This is a genomic window from Silicimonas algicola (assembly GCF_003148765.1).
In the GTDB taxonomy this organism is placed as follows: Bacteria; Pseudomonadota; Alphaproteobacteria; order Rhodobacterales; family Rhodobacteraceae; genus Silicimonas; species Silicimonas algicola.
The window spans coordinates 43,712-61,416 of the sequence record NZ_QGGV01000003.1; the positions used below are offsets into that span (position 1 = coordinate 43,712).

The window sequence follows — 17,705 nt, forward strand, 5'->3', positions numbered from 1 at the left end:
CAATGTCGGACCGGGTGACTTCGCCTTTCGTCCGTGGCACATGGAGGACAGACTGTTGATCTCGCCTCGGGAGGAAAACCAATGGCAGCCAGGACCTTCGACGTCGTCGTGATCGGAGCGGGACCGGGCGGGTATGTCGCCGCCATTCGCGCCGCGCAGCTTGGCCTGAAGGCCTGCATCGTCGAGCGCGAGCACATGGGCGGCATCTGCCTCAACTGGGGCTGCATCCCGACGAAGGCGATGCTGCGGTCCTCCGAGGTCTTCCACCTGATGCACCGCGCCAAGGAATTCGGGCTGAAGGCCGAGGGCGTCGGCTATGACCTCGACGCGGTGGTGAAGCGGTCGCGCGGGGTGGCCAAGCAGCTTGCCTCGGGCGTGGGGCACCTGATGAAGAAGAACAAGGTCGAGGTCGTCATGGGCGAGGCGACCCTGACCGCGAAGGGCAAGGTCAGCGTCAAGACCGACAAGGGCACCGAGGAGCTTCAGGCGAAGAACATCATCGTCGCCACCGGCGCCCGGGCGCGCGAATTGCCGGGGCTCGAGGCTGACGGCAAGCGGGTCTGGACCTACAAGCACGCGCTTCAGCCGCCGCATATGCCGAAGAAGCTCCTGGTCATCGGCTCGGGCGCCATCGGCATCGAATTCGCAAGCTTCTACAACACGCTCGGCGCCGAGACGACGGTGGTCGAGGTGATGGACCGAATCCTTCCGATCGAGGACGCCGAGGTTTCTGCCTTCGCGAAGAAGGCCTTCGAGAAGCAGGGCATGAAGATCCTCCAGAAGGCGACGGTCAAGAAGCTCGACCGCTCCGACGACAAGGTGACGGCGCATATCGAGATGGACGGCAAGACCGAGACGATCGAGGTCGACACGGTGATTTCCGCCGTAGGCATCGTCGGCAACGTCGAGGGCCTGGGACTTGAGGAGTTAGGCGTGAAGGTCGAGAGAACCCACGTCGTGACGGACGCCTACTGCCGCACCGGGGTCGACGGTCTCTACGCCATCGGCGACATCGCAGGCGCGCCCTGGCTTGCGCACAAGGCGTCGCACGAGGGCGTCATGGTCGTGGAACTGATCGCGGGCAAGAACAAGGTCCACCCGGTCAAGCCGCAGGAAATCGCCGGCTGCACCTACTGCCAGCCGCAGGTGGCGAGCGTCGGCTACACCGAGGCCAAGGCCAAGGAACTGGGCTTCCAGGTGAAGGTCGGAAAATTCCCCTTCATCGGCAACGGCAAGGCCATCGCACTTGGGGAAGCCGAAGGTTTCATCAAGACCGTCTTCGACGAGAAGACCGGCGAGCTTCTGGGCGCACACATGGTCGGCGCGGAAGTGACCGAACTGATCCAGGGCTATATCGTCGCCCGCAAACTCGAGACGACCGAGGAGGACCTGATCGAGACGGTCTTCCCGCACCCGACGCTGTCCGAGATGATGCATGAAAGCGTTCTCGACGCCTATGGGCGCGCGGTCCACTTCTAGCCGCTGTAGCCGATCATCCGTCCCAGGACGAGGATCGCGGGCCAGAGGATCAGCGAGGGCAGGGCGGCGCGCTGCAGCGCCGAGCCTGTCGCGTTGAGGTGCCAGAGCGCGTTGGCGACGGCGAGCGCAAGAAGAGCCATTTTCGCCCGGAACCAGCCGTTCACGACGTAGTCGCCCGCCTGCGTGATGAACAGCAGCAGGCCGCAGGCCGCCGCCAGAAGAAGTCCGGCTATGGCCCAGGGATGCAGGCCGGCGGTCATGTCGCGGCCGCGAAGGGCGGCGACGTCCATCGGGATGACCGCTCCGACGAGGAGCGCTATGCCCAGGATGTGGCCCGCGTTGATGAGCGGATAGAGCCACCGAGACGCCTTGAGCGCCTGCGCCAGCGATGTCGCTTCCAGAAGGGCTGCAAGCTCGGTCAAACGCGGTCCGGGTAGAGGACGTACTCGGTGCCGCCGATGACCACGACCTCGGCCTTCATCAGAAGTTGCTCGGGATCGGCGTGGCGTTCGCCGAGAAGTGTGACTTCGGCCCCAGGCGCCAGCATCTCGTCAGTGAGACCGGCGTTCTGGTTGCGCCAGGGCTGGCCGACTTCGGCGGTCCATGACTCGCCGTCGGCGTCGACGGTCAGGACGCCGTGAGGGTTGCCGAGGTTCGCCTCGGTGACGATGCCGGTCAACTCGAACTGCCCGCCGTCGGTCCAGCGCCATCCGTGGTGCGCGGCGGCAGGCAGGGCGAGGGCAGCGGCTAGAGCGGTGATAATGAGGCGGCGGGTCAGCATGGCAGGGCTCCTTGGTGGCGTGGGGGCTTGTCGGAAAATCCTAGAGCCTCAGAGGCGTCCGTCGCCTGACAATCCCGTGTGCCCGCTCGCTACTGCGCGGGCCTCTGCCGTTATTCACAGGAAGTTCACGGAAAATCGGTGACGCGGCATGGATGTTCCGGTAATGTTCCGTTTACGCCATTGAGTCTCGCGGCCCCGTCGCTATCTCTGTGGCTTGCGCTTTGAGAGGTGGCTTGATGGCCGAGCAGAAGAACATCGAGGTGCGCGGCGCGCGCGAGCACAACCTCAAGAACATAAACGTCGACATTCCCCGGAACGAATTGGTGGTCATCACTGGCCTCTCCGGCTCGGGCAAGTCGTCGCTGGCCTTCGACACCATCTACGCCGAGGGGCAGCGTCGCTATGTCGAGTCGCTCTCGGCCTACGCGCGGCAGTTCCTCGACATGATGCATAAGCCGGACGTAGACCACATCTCTGGTCTGTCTCCGGCGATCTCCATCGAGCAGAAGACCACCTCGAAGAATCCGCGTTCGACCGTCGGCACCGTTACCGAGATCTATGACTATCTTCGCCTGCTCTTCGCCCGCGCCGGCACGCCCTATTCCCCCGCAACAGGCCTGCCGATCGAGGCGCAGCAAGTGCAGGACATGGTCGACCGCGTGATGACGATGGAGGAGGGGACGCGCGCCTATCTTCTCGCCCCGATCGTGCGTGACCGGAAGGGCGAGTACCGCAAGGAATTCCTGGAGCTGCGCAAGCAGGGCTTCCAGCGCGTGAAGGTCAACGGCGAGTTCTACGAGCTCGACAGCCCGCCCACGCTCGACAAGAAGTTCCGCCACGACATCGACGTGGTGGTGGACCGCATCGTGGTGAAGGAAGGCATTGAAACCCGGCTGGCGGACTCGTTCCGCACCGCGCTCGACCTCGCCGACGGCATCGCCATCCTCGAGACCGCACCCGCCGACGCCGAGCCCGAGCGGATCACATTCTCCGAAAAGTTCGCCTGCCCGGTATCGGGCTTCACGATCTCGGAAATCGAGCCGCGCCTCTTCTCGTTCAACGCGCCCTTCGGGGCCTGTCCGTCCTGCGATGGTCTGGGCGTCGAGCTGTTCTTCGACGAACGCCTCGTGGTGCCCGATTTGTCGCGGCCTCTCGTGCCGCTCGACAACGGCGCGCTTGCGAACTGGCGGAAGGGCAAGTCGCCCTATTACATGCAGACCATCGACGCCTTGGCGAAGCACTATGGGTTCGACAAGCGCACACCGTGGAAAGAGCTGCCCGAGACCGCGCAGCGGGGTATCCTGTTCGGCTCCGGCGAGGACGAGATCGCCTTCCGCTACGACGAGAACGGCCGCGTCTACACCGTCGAGCGCGCCTTCGAGGGAATCATCCCGAACCTCGAGCGGCGCTACCGCGAGACCGACAGCGCCTGGATTCGTGAGGACCTGGAGCGGTTCCAGAACAACCGCCCCTGCGGCACCTGCGGCGGATTCCGCCTGCGGCCCGAGGCTCTGGCGGTGAAGATTGGCGGCCTTCACGTCGGGGAAGTGGTGCAGAAGTCGATCCGCGAGGCGCTGGACTGGACGCTCGACGCGCCGAACCACCTGTCCAAACAGAAGAACGAGATCGCTTCAGCCATCCTGAAGGAGATCCGCGAGCGTCTCGGCTTCCTGAACAACGTGGGTCTCGAATACCTGACCCTGTCGCGGAACGCGGGCACCCTGTCCGGTGGCGAAAGCCAGCGCATACGCCTCGCGTCTCAGATCGGCTCGGGCCTCACCGGGGTTCTCTACGTTCTCGACGAGCCGTCCATCGGCCTGCACCAGCGCGATAACGGGCGCCTGCTGGAGACGCTGAAGAACCTGCGCGACGCAGGCAACACCGTCATCGTCGTCGAGCACGACGAAGAGGCGATCCGCGAGGCCGACTACGTCTTCGACATCGGACCCGGCGCCGGCATTCACGGCGGCGAGGTCGTGGCCCACGGCACCCCGGCCGAGATCATCGCGAACCCCGCCAGCGTTACGGGAGACTATCTTGCCGGGCGACGGGCGATCCCTGTGCCGCACGAGCGCCGGAAGCCGAAGAAGGGCAAGTCGGTCACGGTGGTGAACGCCTCGGGCAACAACCTCCAGGATGTGACGGCGAGCTTTCCCCTAGGCCAGTTCGTCTGCGTCACGGGCGTGTCCGGCGGCGGAAAATCGACGCTGACCATCGAGACGTTGTTCAAGACGGCTTCCATGCGGCTGAACGGTGCGCGTCAAACGCCAGCGCCCTGCGAGACGATCAAGGGGCTCGAACACCTCGACAAGGTCATCGACATCGACCAGCGCCCCATCGGGCGTACTCCGCGTTCGAATCCAGCGACTTACACGGGGGCCTTCACGCCGATCCGAGACTGGTTCGCGGGACTGCCCGAGGCGAAGGCGCGGGGCTACAAACCCGGACGCTTCAGCTTTAACGTCAGGGGCGGGCGCTGCGAGGCCTGCCAGGGCGATGGCGTCATCAAGATCGAGATGCACTTCCTGCCCGACGTCTACGTCACCTGCGAGACCTGCCACGGCCAGCGGTATAACCGTGAGACGCTGGAAATCCGATTCAAGGGCAAGTCCATCGCGGATGTCCTTGATATGACGGTGGAAGACGCGCAGGAGTTCTTCAAGGCAGTGCCGTCCATCCGCGAGAAGATGGATGCTCTGGTGCGCGTGGGTCTTGGCTACATCAAGGTCGGCCAGCAGGCGACGACGCTGTCGGGGGGCGAGGCACAGCGGGTGAAGCTGTCGAAGGAACTGTCGAAGCGCGCGACGGGGCGGACGCTTTACATTCTAGACGAGCCGACGACGGGCCTTCACTTCGAGGACGTACGCAAGCTGCTGGAAGTGCTGCACGAGCTGGTGGAGCAGGGCAATTCCGTCATCGTGATCGAGCACAACCTCGACGTCATCAAGACCGCCGACCACATCATCGACATCGGTCCCGAAGGCGGCGACGGGGGCGGGCGGATCGTGGCCGTGGGCACGCCCGAGGACGTGGCGAAAGTGCCCGAGAGCCATACGGGGCGCTACCTCGCCGGAATCCTTGGCGCGGCGCGTGTGGCGGCGGAGTAGGCTCCGCCGCGCCTTTGGGTCAGCTCAGGATGAGGTCGGTCAGCTCGATCAGGTCGAGCACGGCGCGTGTGCGGCGGTCGACCCGGATGATCGCGTCGCCGACGCGGACATAGTCCGAACCGTCGTCGAGCCGCGGCAGACGCCACGTCCGGTCGTCACGGCGGATCAGCGTGCCGTCGCGCGTGTCGACGACGATATATTCCCGTCCATCCAGCACGATGCGGTCGCCGACGCGCAGGACGCGATAGTCGTCCTCGTCGTAACGATCCCAATCGTCGCGGTCCCGGTCGTCCCGGTCCGCACGATCCTCATAGCGGTCATGGTCGCGGTCGTCGCGCGTCACGCCCTTCCGCGCAAGGCCTGGCGGCACGCAGGCGGGCGACTTCTTTGCCAGACCCGGCGGGCAACCCTTGGGGTCCTTGGCGAGAGCGGCATCGGGCAGGGCGCCGAGCGCCAGCGTGAGGGAAAGGGCAGTCAGAAGGATTTTCACGGGGTCTCTCCTTTGCTTCTCAAGCTAGGGCTGCTTTGAGGCAGAAGTAGGACAAGGCCCTTTGCGTTGGCAATTCGCCGCCGGTCAGAAGGCCCGGTTCATTTGCGCAGTGACGTCCTCGAGCACTTCGAGCGTGTCCGGGTTTACGCGGAAAACCTGATCCCCCACACGGAAATACCAGAAGTCTCCGCCTGTCGGCGGAAGCCCGTAATACTCGGCGTTGAGGAGGATTTGCCCCTGACCCCGGGGTACGACTTCGCCCGCGGCCACTTCGACAGAGCCAGAATTCTCGGGCGGCGTGAGGCACTTGCCACCCACGGTGCAACCATGCGCGCCCGAGATCTGGATAAAGGCGGCCAAACCGGCCAATACGAGGTAACGAACCATGGGACAACACCCCTCACTCACACCTGTCATACGAGGGGATGACGCGGAATAAGCGGAAAGGTTCCGTAAAATTCAGGCGTCGATGTCGATCCAGACAGGAACGTGGTCGGAAGGCTTCTCTCGCCCCCGCACGGCCGCCTCGATCCAGCAGTCGTTCAGCAGGTCGGCAGCTTGAGGCGACAGCAGGTGGTGGTCGATGCGAATGCCGTCGTTCCGGTCGAAGGCGTTGCGCTGATAATCCCAGAAGCTGTAGTGCCCGCCGCCCGCGTGGCGGACCCGGAAGGCGTCGGTGTAGCCGAGGTTCAGGATCTCGCGGAAGGCGGCGCGGCTGGCGGGCAGGGCGAGCGCATCCTCGCGCCACGCTGCGGGTCTTGCGGCGTCCTCGTCCTGGGGAATGACATTGTAGTCGCCGCAGATCACCACAGGCTCCTCAGTCTCGAGCAGCGCCTCGGCGCGGGACTTCAGCCGCGCCATCCAGGCGAGCTTGTAGTCGTACTTCGGACCCGGTGCGGGATTGCCGTTCGGCAGGTAGAGGCCGCAGACGCGCACCGCGCGTATCCCGATCACGGTCGCCTCGATCCAGCGCGCCTGCTCGTCGGTCTCGTCGCCGGGCAACCCTCGCGTCACGTCCTCGAGAGGTAGCTTCGACAGGATCGCGACGCCGTTGAAGCCCTTCTGCCCGTGGGTGTGGACGGTGTAGCCCAGGTCCTCGAAATGCTCGCGCGGGAAACCCTCGTCCTGCGACTTGATCTCCTGGAGGAGCGCCACGTCGGGCGCGCTTTCGGTCAGCCAGGCGGTGACGGCTTCGATCCGGGCCCGGACGCCGTTGATGTTGAAGGTGGCGATGCGCATGAGGGGAGATGACGGGTTTTGCCGGATGTTGTCAAAGCGGATCCGGCGCACGCACCGCGAAAGCGCACGGTCCGAGCCGGCCCTTTGCCTTTTATGGCGCAGCCTGATGACGGCTACGCCGAACTCCCAAAGGCTGCTTTGAGACCATTGGGTACGCCCCAGAAATCAATTGTCTTCGGTGTGTCGAGCGGGTCCGAATGGACCGACTTGGGCCAAGATTGTTTTGACGTCTGATTTTTCGTCCGGAATGCTTGCCTGGAACATCAAAGGGTCGGGCCATGGGAAGAGACGAATTCTTTGGAACCGACGATCAACGCGCGGTGCTGCGTCGGGGCCGTGGGATGGCTTCTTTACTGGGTCAGGACCGGCGCTACACTTATTACGGTCGCACGGTTGGCTTGGCCGGACCAGAGGACGGCGGCATTGAGCAACTTGCAGCCCTGGCCACGGTCCAGGGCAACGCGGCCTACGGTACCGTGCGGTTGAACGAGGCCGAAGCCATCAAGATGTCGCTGTCGGCGCGCGGGTTCGTCCCCGTGCACTATGACAAGTGGGAGGGCAATCGCTCTGCCATCGCGGCGGCGCGACGGGTTGTCGAGACGGTTTCCCTGCCCGAGGATCTTACGATGCTGCGTCTTGATGCGTCGACATCGGACGGGCACCTGACCTCTCTGGCCGACATGGCCTTGGGCTGCGGTGTCCTGCCGCTCTGCGGAGAAGTCTTGCGCGGCCTCTTGCGTCCCGCGCTCTGTTTGGTGGCCATTGACCGCACGTCGAAGGTGGTTTCGTGCGCAGCGTCATCGGCATACGCCCACGAAGATCATCCCAAACATGGCAGGCAGGCATGGTGGGGAATGCTTGCCACCGACCCTGCGCGGCGTGGTCAGCGGTTGTCTCTTGTTCTTGGGGCACATGCCTTGCTTGAGATGGAAGCACGGTTCCAATTCGGCAACTTCATGACTGGCGTTGAGCCTGGAAACGCGCCGTCGGAATCCATCTGCGCCCGAATGGGACTTTCGCGGGGAGACTTTGCGATCGTCGGATGCACCGATCCGCGCGCCTTGGCCGCTGGACGTATGACGAGGTAGAGCCTCAATGCCCCCGTATATGGAAGGCGGCTCTCCGCACAGGGGTTAGGTGAAGCGTACGTTTGTCGAGTCGATGGCGTGCCTGCCCCAATTTGCACGAGAAATGCAGAAGGCCGGGGTCCGAGCCATCCCTTCGATTGCATCCCCCGGTCTGTCAGGCGGGGATCGGCTCTCCCGTCCGCCGCTCTATCGCGATAAAGCGCCGGGCGCGCGTATCGGCGTCGGTGTGCAGAGGACGCCGTTGAAGCGCGATCGAATGCGGATGAGGCCGCGCTTCGGAGTCGAGCTTAGTGTAGCGTCGCGCCTTCGCCGGTCCTCCGGGGATACGCTTGCCGTCGATGATATGCTTGGTCATCAGAGCCTCCCTTGTCTGGGACAGCCACCCTAACAGATTCGCGCTATGTTTGCAGGCCCCACCGAAAAGCGAGCAGGCATAAGCTCTTACATCGAAAACGACGTCCCGCAGCCGCAGCTCGACGTCGCGTTCGGGTTCTCGATCACGAAGCGAGCGCCGATCAGCTCGTCTGCGAAGTCGATGACGGCATTCGACAGGAAGGGCAGGGATACCTCGTCCACCACGACCTTCTGTCCCTCGCCTTCCAGCACGAGGTCACCGTCCGACGGCTCGCCCATGTCGATGGAGTACTGGAAGCCCGAGCATCCGCCGCCCTCGACGGCGACGCGAAGCGCCCTGGGCGCGTCCGCGCCTTCGTTGATCTCGGCCAGCCGCGCAAAGGCGCGGGGCGTGACACGGGGAGGAAGGGCAAGGTCCATCTCGGACTCCGGCGTTTCTTTTGCTGCTTCAACGGAATATATGGGCGACGGGACAGGCGAACAAGACAGGGGACGCAATGCAGGCGCCCTATGCGTCGGACCCGGCGACAAGCCGGGGCCGGCTGCACGACGAGGACGAGTCCACCTTCCGGTCCGCCTTCCAGCGCGACCGGGACCGGATCATCCATGCCAGCGCCTTCCGGCGGCTGAAGCACAAGACGCAGGTCTTCATCGAACACGAGGGCGACTACTTCCGCACGCGCCTCACGCATTCCATCGAGGTGGCACAGGTGGCGCGGACGATTGCGGGCGCGCTTGGCCTCAACGCCGAACTGACCGAGGCGGTGGCGCTGGCGCACGACTTGGGCCATACGCCCTTCGGTCACACGGGCGAAGAGGCACTGTCGGCGCTCATGGCACCCTACGGCGGCTTCGATCACAACGCGCAAGCGCTGCGGATCGTGACTGCGCTGGAACGGCATTATGCGCGGTTCGACGGGTTGAACCTGACCTGGGAAACCCTTGAAGGCATTGCGAAACACAATGGTCCGGTGACGGGCGTGCTGCCTTGGGCGCTGGCCGAGTACCAGACCAAGCACGACCTCGAACTTCACACCTACGCCAGCGCCGAGGCGCAGGTGGCGGCGATCTCGGACGACGTGGCCTACAACCACCACGACCTGCACGATGGGCTGCGGGCGGAATTGTTCTCGACCGACGAACTTGGAAAGCTCCCCATCCTCGACCGCTGCTTCGCCCGCGTCGACGAGATCTATCCCGGCCTCAACTACTATCGCCGAAGGCACGAGGCGCTGCGGCGCTTTTTCGGGCTTCTGGTCGAGGACGTCATCGCGGTGGCGCAGAGATCCCTGGCCGAGATCCAGCCGGCCAGCGCGCAGGACATCCGCGAGGCGGGGTTCCAGATGATCCGTTTTTCCGAGCCGCTGTTCCAGGATCTGAAGGTGATCCGCCAATTCCTCTTCACCCGCATGTATCGCGCACCGACGGTCGTGAAGATGCGCGCCGAGGTGACCCGCGTGATCGACGAGCTTTTCCCGTTCTTCATGGCGCACCCCGACAACTTGCCGAAGCAGTGGCGGAAGGACGTCGAGGACGCCGAGGACGAAACCGCGCTCGCCCGCATCGTGTCCGACTACATCGCGGGCATGACCGACCGTTTCGCGCTTCAATGCCACGAGAGGTTCATCGGGGGCGGCGAGGCGGCGGCGATGCGTAGCGTGCCGGTGGGGTGACGTCTCAGGCTTTGCCCGTCGGGGTGATCTTCCGCCGCAGTCTGTCGAGCCGGTTCGTCAAAACGGTCCGGAGGGCAGCATCGTCGAGCGTCGGCTCGAGGTCCTTGAGAAAGACCATGTGCCGCCTGAGGCCCGCGGGGTAGTTCGGCAGGGTCATCGCCGCAAAATGCTCGGCCAGGTCCGGATTGGCTTCGAAATACGGGGCGGGATCGACGCCCGCCGCGACGAGGTTCAGCTTCGTCCGGACGCATTTCTCGCAGGTGCCGCAATTGCCGCCGATTTCCTTGTTCTGGCAGACCGACACGGCTCTCATCAGGTCGGGATCGGCGTCGACGATAGCCCGGACCTTGGCGGTCCGCCCGGCCTCGCCGCCGGCGTGATGGATCGGGAACCATGTGGACCCAAGCGCTTCGACGATAGGGCGCGAGTTGCCCCAGGGCGTATAGCCGTACTCTTGCGCCAGCGTGAAGTCTGCGGCGATGGACCCGTCTCGGAAACATTGGGCGTGGAAGGCCAGCATCATCGCCAGGACGCAGGTGTGCGTGGCATTGAAATAGAGCTTGTGGTCGCGGACCGTCGTTTCGGCCGTCACCAGCTCCAGCCCGAGGACCTCCGCGAGACGCGCCACCCGGCCGCGCCTCTCGACGAAGCCGGGCGAGGTGGCGCGCGGGTAGTCTGCGCCCGCGACGAGAAGGCCATGACCAGCCCGGCCTTCGGCGACGTCCTTCATGGCAGCGTAAGTTGAATCTATACCGCCCGAGAGGCAGATCAGGCCGCCGTGGCGCGGGGCATGGACTGGGGCCGGGACGAGATTGGTCGCTTCGATGGTGACGGGATAGCAGCGGCGAACGCGCCACAGATCGAAAATGTCGACCACGCGGCGCGCGGCGGCAAGGCCGTCCTCCGTAATCGGAAGATCGGTCCTAACATTCCAGTTGTTCCGCACCGCCACGGCGAGGGTGCCGAAAAGCGCGAAGTCGAAGACGTCGTGCGTCCCGATGTCGTTGAGGTCGGAGGTCACGTCGAACGCCGCGTCGCCAAAGTGCACTCGGCTGGTCGAGCCCTGTTGCACGACCGTCAGGTCCAACGTCCGTGCTTTCGGAACACGGATCAATCTTTCGGTTAGCACAGTCAGCAAAGCTGCAACCTCGAGAAGTGGCCCCCTTGGTTGTTCACACGGTGCGGCTCAAAGAACAACCCTGACGCCAAGGCATCGGCGGGGATAGGGTCGCTTGTATCGCGGTGGCCGCAGCACCAGCCGGAAGCACCGGCCCGCTTTCGTTGACGCCGGGCGCCGGAGTGTTAAACCCCGCCAAGAGCCAAGGACCGGACCCATGAACATCTTCGCCGACATCCGCACCTCCGTGATCGAGACGCTCGACGCCCTTGTGGCCGAGGGGCGGCTGCCCTCGGGCCTGTCCTGGGGCGCGGTGGCGGTGGAGCCACCGCGCGATCCGGCGCATGGCGACATGGCGACGAACGCGGCGATGGTCCTGGCAAAGCCCGCCGACAAGGCTCCCCGCGACATCGCGGTCGAACTGGCCGAGCGGCTGACGTCCGATCCGCGGATCGCGACAGCCGAGGTCGCGGGTCCAGGGTTCATAAACATCCGTCTCGTCCCCGAGGTCTGGCATGATGTCGTGGCCGAGGCCATCGACGCCGGGAGGTCCTTCGGCCATTCGGGCCTCGGCGCGGGCGTGAAGGTGAACATCGAGTATGTCTCGGCGAACCCGACGGGACCCCTCCACGTCGGACACACGCGGGGCGCGGTTTTCGGGGACGCGCTTGCGGCGCTGCTCGAATTCGCGGGCTACGACGTCACGCGCGAATACTACATCAACGACGGCGGCGCGCAGGTCGACGTCCTCGCCCGCTCGGCCTACGAGCGGTACCGCGAGGCGAACGGCCTTTCTCCCGAGATCGCCGAGGGTCTCTACCCCGGCGACTATCTCGTTCCTGTGGGCGAAGCGCTGAAGGTGAAGTACGGCGACCGGCTTCTGAACCTGCCCGAGGGCGAATGGCTGACCGAGGTCCGCGACTTCGCCACCGACGCCATGATGGAGCTGATCCGCGAGGATCTGGCGACGCTCGGCGTGAAGATGGACCACTTCTTCTCCGAGAAGTCGCTTTACGGCACGGGTCGGATCGAGGCGGCGATCGCGGAGCTGAAGAAGCGGGGCCTGATCTACAAGGGCACGCTCGAGCCGCCGAAGGGCAAGGTGCCCGAGGACTGGGAGCCGCGCGAGCAGACGCTCTTCAAGTCGACCGAGCATGGCGACGACGTCGACCGGCCGATCATGAAGTCGGACGGCGCCTGGACCTATTTCGCACCCGACATCGCCTATCACTGGGACAAGATCGCGCGCGGCTTCGACGAGTTGATCGACGTCTTCGGCGCGGACCACGGCGGCTACGTCAAGCGGATGAACGCCGCCGTCTCGGCCCTGTCGGACGGGCGCGTGCCGGTCGACATCAAGCTGACGCAGCTCGTGAAGCTCTACAAGAATGGCGAGCCCTTCAAGATGTCGAAGCGGGCGGGGACCTTCATTACCCTCCGCGACGTGGTCGAGGAGGTCGGAGCGGACGTGACGCGCTTCGTGATGCTCACGCGCAAGAATGACGCGCCGCTCGACTTCGACTTCGCCAAGGTGACGGAGCAATCGAAGGACAACCCGGTCTTCTACGTCCAGTACGCCCACGCCCGCGTCAGGTCCGTCATGCGCCGGGCCGAGACGATGCACCTCGACTGGTCGGACAATGCCCGGCTCGAGGACGAGGCGGAGTTTACCGTGGCGAAGAAGATCGCAGAATGGCCGCGCCTGATCGAGATCGCCGCCCGCAATCACGAGCCGCACCGGGTCGCCTTCTACCTCTACGAGCTGGCGTCGGATTTCCACGCGCTGTGGAACAAGGGCAACGACAATTCTGCCTTGCGTTTCGTGCAGGAGGGCAATCCCCAGGCCACGGCGGCGAAAATCGCGCTGCCCCGTGCGGTGGCAGTGGTGATCGCCAACGGGTTGAGGATCCTTGGGGTCACGCCGGTCGAGGAGATGCGGTAGGGAGCGGCGGGAGGGCGGTTGGCAGGAGTGCGAACAACCTGCGATTCATTGTCTCGCATAATGCCTCCTCATAAAGTTCTCCATGACAGCGACCTCAGAGTGCCGATGACCTCCAGGTTCCTCATCACGTTCGCAAAAAAGATCCTAGTGTTCGGCTCTGTGATGACCGGAGCGGCATACTCTATGGCGCACGCTGACGTTCGCGCGACGGCCGTAGCTTATGGCTGCGTCTCACTTGAAACAGAGTTCGAAGACGGAACACGATCAGACGAAACATATCGATTGCACCTCATTCAAATTGAGCGGCTAGGCGCAGAAGCAGACGAAAGTTCATTGGCTCTCTATTCATTGGGCCCGCTGATGAGAGCTGCGGGAGGTGGACTTTTTGTGAGTACGTCGCAGGTGATTTCGTCTTCGGCAAACACGCGCCGCGACGTCCTTGCCGAGGCGACTGTGGACGGAACTGAGTATGGCTGGTTTTCTATTGGCTCAACGCGCGTTCCAACCGGGAGGGAAAATCCTCTCTACCATGTGCGTCCCGCGTCTGAAGTGGAGGGTCTGCGTTCCGGTTCAGCTATTACCGAGTTTGAGTGTTCGCAGGTTCTTTTCGAGTAGCGAACACACCTAGGGCTCCTCGCTTCTCGTCTTCCAAGCGGAACACCAAGGCTGCCACACTCTAATATCCGACAAGAGACATTCCCCGCCCGCGGACCGCACCTCCCGCCACCAGCGAAAATCGCCCCACATCGCCCCGTAACCGTTGTTATTTCTGGCGGATGGCGTATCCTTGCTGTGACGCCGGTCTAGGAAACGCGCTGACTGCCGGGAAACCGGCCTCAACGACAGCGCCCAGGCCTCGCGTCATCGAGCAGTGGAGACTGCCGGAACAACCGGCGGCGGGCAGTTGAGGCATGAAACATGGCGGCACTCAATTACGATGACTATGGCGACGGATCCTATGGGAGCACCTTCGCCGCAGCGATGAACTGGGCCGGGGCGGGGCTGTCGGTCCTGCTGATCGCCGGTCTGGCGACCTGGGGATGGCAGCTTTGGGTGCGCGACGTGACCGGGGTTCCGGTCGTTCGCGCCCTGGAAGGTCCGATGCGGATCGCACCCGAGGATCCGGGCGGGCTGGCCAGCGACTACCAGGGGCTGACGGTCAACCGCATCGCGGAAGAGCGCGTCGATGTGGCGCCTTCGGACCGCGTTGTGCTGGCCCCTCAGCCCGCGACGCTCGACGAGGAGGAGGATCTGGCGATGGCCGAGCTTCCGCCGGTTGTGGCCCCTGCGCCGACGCCTGACGCGACGCCGGCGGTCATGTCGCTTGAGGACGACGCCTTTGCGACCATGCCTCCGGTCGTCGAAGTGGCGGACGAGGACGTCGCCGCCTTCACCTCCGATGCCGTGAGCGAGGACTTCGGCGCAGCTTTCGACGAGGAGGGCGTGGAGGACGGCTTCGGCACGGTCACCAATGCCGACGGCACCGCGGCCCTGACCGAGGAGCCCGCGCCGTCGGCCACGGATCTCGCGGTTGCTGCGGCCCTGGCGGACATCGGTCTCGCCCCGGAACCGCTCGTGGCCGAGCCCGCCGTCCTGCGCGTCGCGGCCCCCGCCCATGTTCCGGCGCGCACGCCGCGCCCGGTCGAGCGGCCCGCCCGCCTTCAGCGCGTATCCTTGGCGTCCGCCAGCGCCGCCGACGGCAGCGTCGATCCGGTTCGCATCCCGCCCGGCACGCGCCTCGTGCAACTCGGCGCCTTCGGCAGCGCCCAGGTGGCGGAGGCCGAATGGCTGGCCGCCGAGGAGCGCTTCGGCGAATACATGGGTGGCAAGGGCCGGGTGATCCAGGAAGCGCAGAGCGGTGGGCGGACCTTCTTCCGTCTTCGCGCGGTCGGCTTCGACGATCTTGGCGACGCACGGCGCTTCTGCGCGGTGCTGGTTGCCGAGGGCGCCAACTGCATCCCGGTCGTGCAGGAATAAGTTGGGGCAGGGCGCGTACATCGTCGCGCCCGCCGGCCCCGTCCTGACCGAGGACGAGGTCGCCTTCTTCCGCGACGCCGACCCGTTCGGGTTCATCCTTTTCGCGCGGAACGCCGAGACGCCCGAGCAGCTTCGCCGCCTCTGCACCTCGCTGCGCGAGGCCGTGGGGCGCGAGGCGCCGATCCTGATCGACCAGGAGGGCGGCCGGGTCCAGCGCCTCCGCGCACCGCACTGGCGCGAGTGGATGCCGCCGCTCGATCAGGTTGCCGCCCTCACGCCGCATGAGAGTGCGGCCTTCCGGGCGATGCACCTGCGGGGCCTGATGATCGGGGCCGAACTGCGCGCACAGGGCATCGACGCCAACTGCGCGCCCTCCGCAGACATCGCCTGGCCCGAGACGCATCCCTTCCTTCGCAACCGCTGCTATGGCACCGACGCCGCGACCGTCACCGCCATGGCGCGTGCCTGTGCGACGGGACTTCTCGAGGCGGGAGTGTTGCCGGTGCTTAAGCATGCCCCGGGACACGGGCGCGCGACGCTGGACAGCCACCTCGCATTGCCGCGGATCGACGTGCCGCTCGCCGAATTGCGGGACACGGATTTTGCCCCGTTCCGCGCTCTGGCCGACCTGCCCATGGCCATGACAGCGCACATCGTCCTGCCGGAAATCGACGCCGAGACGCCCGTGACGCTGTCGCCCGCAGGCGTCCGCTTCCTGCGCGAGGACCTGGGGTTGCAGAACTTCCTGATGACCGACGACATCTCGATGCAGGCTCTTTCGGGCGACATCGCCGAGCGTGCCGCCCGCGCCATCGCGGCGGGATGCGACGCCGTCCTGCATTGCAACGGCGATCTGTCCGAAATGCGGGTGATCGCCGAAACAGTGGGTGCGATGGACGGGGCTTCCCAACATCGCGCAGATATAGCGCTTACTTGCCGGGCAGGCCTACCAGATATTGACATTTCGGCTCTCGAAGCCGAGTTTGGCGCCCTGATGCAGGGACGTGCCCATGCCTGATGGCGACATGGATTTCTCGGATGTTGGGGACCGGCTTGCCGCCGAGGCCCTGATCGTCGACGTGGATGGGTTCGAGGGGCCTCTCGACCTTCTCCTGATGCTGTCGCGCACGCAGAAGGTCGATCTCCGCAAGATCAGCGTCCTTGCCCTGGCCGAGCAGTACCTGTCCTTCGTCCAGCGCGCCAAGACGTTGCGGATCGAACTGGCGGCCGATTATCTCGTGATGGCGGCCTGGCTCGCGTTTCTCAAGTCGCGGCTGCTGCTGCCTCCCGACCCGTCGGACGAGGGACCCTCGGGCGAAGAGCTGGCAGCGCACCTGGCCTTCCAGCTTGAACGCCTCGCCGCCATGCGCGACCGCGCCGCGCAGCTCATGGCGCGCGACCAGAAGGGCCGCGACTTCTTCGTGCGCGGCCTGCCCGAGGACGTGACACGCGTGCGCCGCGTCCGCTATACCGCGACGCTTCTCGACCTGATGCAGGGCTATGCCCGGATCCGCACCAAGGACGAGTTCCGGCCCTACGTCATGGACCGCGACAATGTCTTCACGCTGGAGCAGGCGCTGGAGCGGATGCGCGGCCTGATCGGCTATGCGGGCGAATGGACCGACCTTCTGTCCTACCTTCCCGAGGGTTGGGAGAGCGATCCGCAGCGGCGGCGCTCGGCCACGGCGTCGCACTTTGCGGCCTCGCTCGAACTGGTCAAGACCGGTGCGATCCGCATCCGTCAGTCCGACACCTTCGCGCCGATCCAGATCCGGGCGGTCGCCCGTGCCTGAGACCGGCCCCGAGGCCGCCGACGACCGGCCCCCGCGCGAGAGCCTTTTCGAGGCGCCGCCCGAGGCCGAGCAGGAGCGGATGGTCGAGGCGATCCTCTTTGCGACGGTCGAACCGATCGGGGTCGCCGACCTGAACACGCGCCTGCCGCACGGTTGCGACGCCGCGGCGACGGTTGAACGGTTGCGGAAGCGCTATGAGGGGCGGGGCGTTTCAGTGGTCAAGGTGGGCGACGCCTGGGCCATGCGCACCGCGCCGGACCTGGGCTTCCTGATGCAGAAGGAGACGGTCGAGACGCGCAAGCTTTCGCGCGCGGCCGTCGAGACGCTGGCGATCATCGCCTATCACCAGCCGGTGACGCGGGCCGAGATCGAGGAGATCCGGGGCGTCAGCGTCAGCCGGGGCACGGTCGACCAGTTGCTGGAGCTCGAGTGGATCCGTTTCGGGCGGCGCAAGATGACACCCGGACGCCCGGTGACCTATGTCGTAACGCAGGAATTCCTGGACCACTTCGGGCTTGAAAGCGCGCGCGACCTGCCCGGGCTGAAGGAATTGCGTGCCGCAGGCCTCCTGGAGAACCGTCCGCCGCCCGGTGACGCGCTGCAGGGCGACGACGGCGAGGACGACCAGGACCAGACCGACATGTTCGAGGACGAGGCATGAGCAG

The 17,705-nt window shown here is 65.2% G+C and carries 18 protein-coding genes; 10 read left to right on the plus strand and 8 right to left on the minus strand.

Going from position 1 to position 17,705, the window contains the following annotated elements:
• Positions 1–81: 81 nt before the first annotated feature.
• Positions 82–1,479: a dihydrolipoyl dehydrogenase gene (gene lpdA / locus C8D95_RS07590; RefSeq protein ID WP_109758584.1), complete on the plus strand. Its 1,398-nt coding sequence runs from the start codon at positions 82–84 to the stop codon at positions 1,477–1,479.
• On the opposite strand, the gene C8D95_RS07595 is transcribed toward lpdA, so the two are convergent.
• Positions 1,476–1,901: a hypothetical protein gene (locus C8D95_RS07595; RefSeq protein ID WP_109758585.1), complete on the minus strand. Its 426-nt coding sequence runs from the start codon at positions 1,899–1,901 to the stop codon at positions 1,476–1,478. The genes lpdA and C8D95_RS07595 overlap by 4 nt on opposite strands.
• A complete protein-coding gene (locus C8D95_RS07600) occupies positions 1,898–2,260 on the minus strand; it encodes a DUF6152 family protein (protein ID WP_109758586.1) in 363 nt (120 codons plus the stop codon). Before C8D95_RS07600 ends, C8D95_RS07595 begins: the two co-directional genes overlap by 4 nt.
• Before the next feature lie 236 nt (positions 2,261–2,496).
• On the opposite strand from C8D95_RS07600, the gene uvrA reads away from it, so the two are divergent.
• Entirely contained in the window at positions 2,497–5,367 is a 2,871-nt protein-coding gene (gene uvrA / locus C8D95_RS07605; protein WP_109758587.1) for an excinuclease ABC subunit UvrA, read from the plus strand.
• A 19-nt stretch (positions 5,368–5,386) separates the two neighbouring features.
• Here uvrA and C8D95_RS07610 read toward each other — a convergent pair whose 3' ends face one another.
• The 3 genes from C8D95_RS07610 to xth all read right to left on the minus strand — a co-directional run bounded on the left by C8D95_RS07610 (position 5,387) and on the right by xth (position 7,096).
• Positions 5,387–5,857: a hypothetical protein gene (locus C8D95_RS07610; protein WP_109758588.1), complete on the minus strand. Its 471-nt coding sequence runs from the start codon at positions 5,855–5,857 to the stop codon at positions 5,387–5,389.
• Positions 5,858–5,941: 84 nt separating this feature from the next.
• Positions 5,942–6,244 (minus strand): hypothetical protein, encoded by a 303-nt coding sequence (locus C8D95_RS07615; RefSeq protein ID WP_109758589.1) that lies wholly within the window; start codon positions 6,242–6,244, stop codon positions 5,942–5,944.
• Between the two features lie 72 nt (positions 6,245–6,316).
• Positions 6,317–7,096, minus strand: coding sequence for an exodeoxyribonuclease III (gene xth, locus C8D95_RS07620; RefSeq protein WP_109758590.1), 780 nt, complete (start codon positions 7,094–7,096; stop codon positions 6,317–6,319).
• Between the two features lie 278 nt (positions 7,097–7,374).
• Here xth and C8D95_RS07625 point away from each other — a divergent pair, with 278 nt between their 5' ends.
• Positions 7,375–8,184, plus strand: coding sequence for an N-acetyltransferase (locus tag C8D95_RS07625; protein ID WP_109758591.1), 810 nt, complete (start codon positions 7,375–7,377; stop codon positions 8,182–8,184).
• A 154-nt stretch (positions 8,185–8,338) separates the two neighbouring features.
• Here C8D95_RS07625 and C8D95_RS07630 read toward each other — a convergent pair whose 3' ends face one another.
• Together C8D95_RS07630 and C8D95_RS07635 are read right to left on the minus strand one after the other, a co-directional pair.
• A complete protein-coding gene (locus C8D95_RS07630; protein ID WP_109758592.1) occupies positions 8,339–8,539 on the minus strand; it encodes a hypothetical protein in 201 nt (66 codons plus the stop codon).
• A gap of 86 nt (positions 8,540–8,625) precedes the next feature.
• A complete protein-coding gene (locus C8D95_RS07635; RefSeq protein WP_109758593.1) occupies positions 8,626–8,958 on the minus strand; it encodes a HesB/IscA family protein in 333 nt (110 codons plus the stop codon).
• A 77-nt stretch (positions 8,959–9,035) separates the two neighbouring features.
• On the opposite strand from C8D95_RS07635, the gene C8D95_RS07640 reads away from it, so the two are divergent.
• Positions 9,036–10,211, plus strand: a complete 1,176-nt coding sequence (locus C8D95_RS07640) for a deoxyguanosinetriphosphate triphosphohydrolase (protein ID WP_109758594.1) — start codon at positions 9,036–9,038, stop codon at positions 10,209–10,211.
• Positions 10,212–10,215: 4 nt separating this feature from the next.
• On the opposite strand, the gene C8D95_RS07645 is transcribed toward C8D95_RS07640, so the two are convergent.
• Positions 10,216–11,298 carry a hypothetical protein gene (locus C8D95_RS07645; protein WP_109758595.1) on the minus strand — a complete coding sequence of 361 codons (1,083 nt, stop codon included), beginning with the start codon at positions 11,296–11,298 and terminating at the stop codon, positions 10,216–10,218.
• Positions 11,299–11,545: 247 nt separating this feature from the next.
• Here C8D95_RS07645 and argS point away from each other — a divergent pair, with 247 nt between their 5' ends.
• The 6 genes from argS to scpB all read left to right on the plus strand — a co-directional run bounded on the left by argS (position 11,546) and on the right by scpB (position 17,701).
• A complete protein-coding gene (gene argS / locus C8D95_RS07650) occupies positions 11,546–13,270 on the plus strand; it encodes an arginine--tRNA ligase (protein WP_109758596.1) in 1,725 nt (574 codons plus the stop codon).
• 99 nt (positions 13,271–13,369) lie between these two features.
• On the plus strand, positions 13,370–13,885 hold the full coding sequence (locus C8D95_RS22245; RefSeq protein ID WP_146202984.1) for a hypothetical protein: 516 nt from the start codon (positions 13,370–13,372) through the stop codon (positions 13,883–13,885).
• Positions 13,886–14,188: 303 nt separating this feature from the next.
• Entirely contained in the window at positions 14,189–15,247 is a 1,059-nt protein-coding gene (locus tag C8D95_RS07655; protein ID WP_109758597.1) for an SPOR domain-containing protein, read from the plus strand.
• A gap of 1 nt (position 15,248) precedes the next feature.
• Positions 15,249–16,265: a glycoside hydrolase family 3 N-terminal domain-containing protein gene (locus C8D95_RS07660; RefSeq protein WP_109758598.1), complete on the plus strand. Its 1,017-nt coding sequence runs from the start codon at positions 15,249–15,251 to the stop codon at positions 16,263–16,265.
• Positions 16,258–17,040, plus strand: coding sequence for a segregation and condensation protein A (locus tag C8D95_RS07665; protein WP_109758599.1), 783 nt, complete (start codon positions 16,258–16,260; stop codon positions 17,038–17,040). The genes C8D95_RS07660 and C8D95_RS07665 overlap by 8 nt, the downstream gene beginning before the upstream one ends.
• Positions 17,041–17,119: 79 nt before the next feature.
• Positions 17,120–17,701, plus strand: a complete 582-nt coding sequence (gene scpB, locus C8D95_RS07670) for an SMC-Scp complex subunit ScpB (RefSeq protein WP_109759004.1) — start codon at positions 17,120–17,122, stop codon at positions 17,699–17,701.
• Positions 17,702–17,705: the final 4 nt, after the last annotated feature.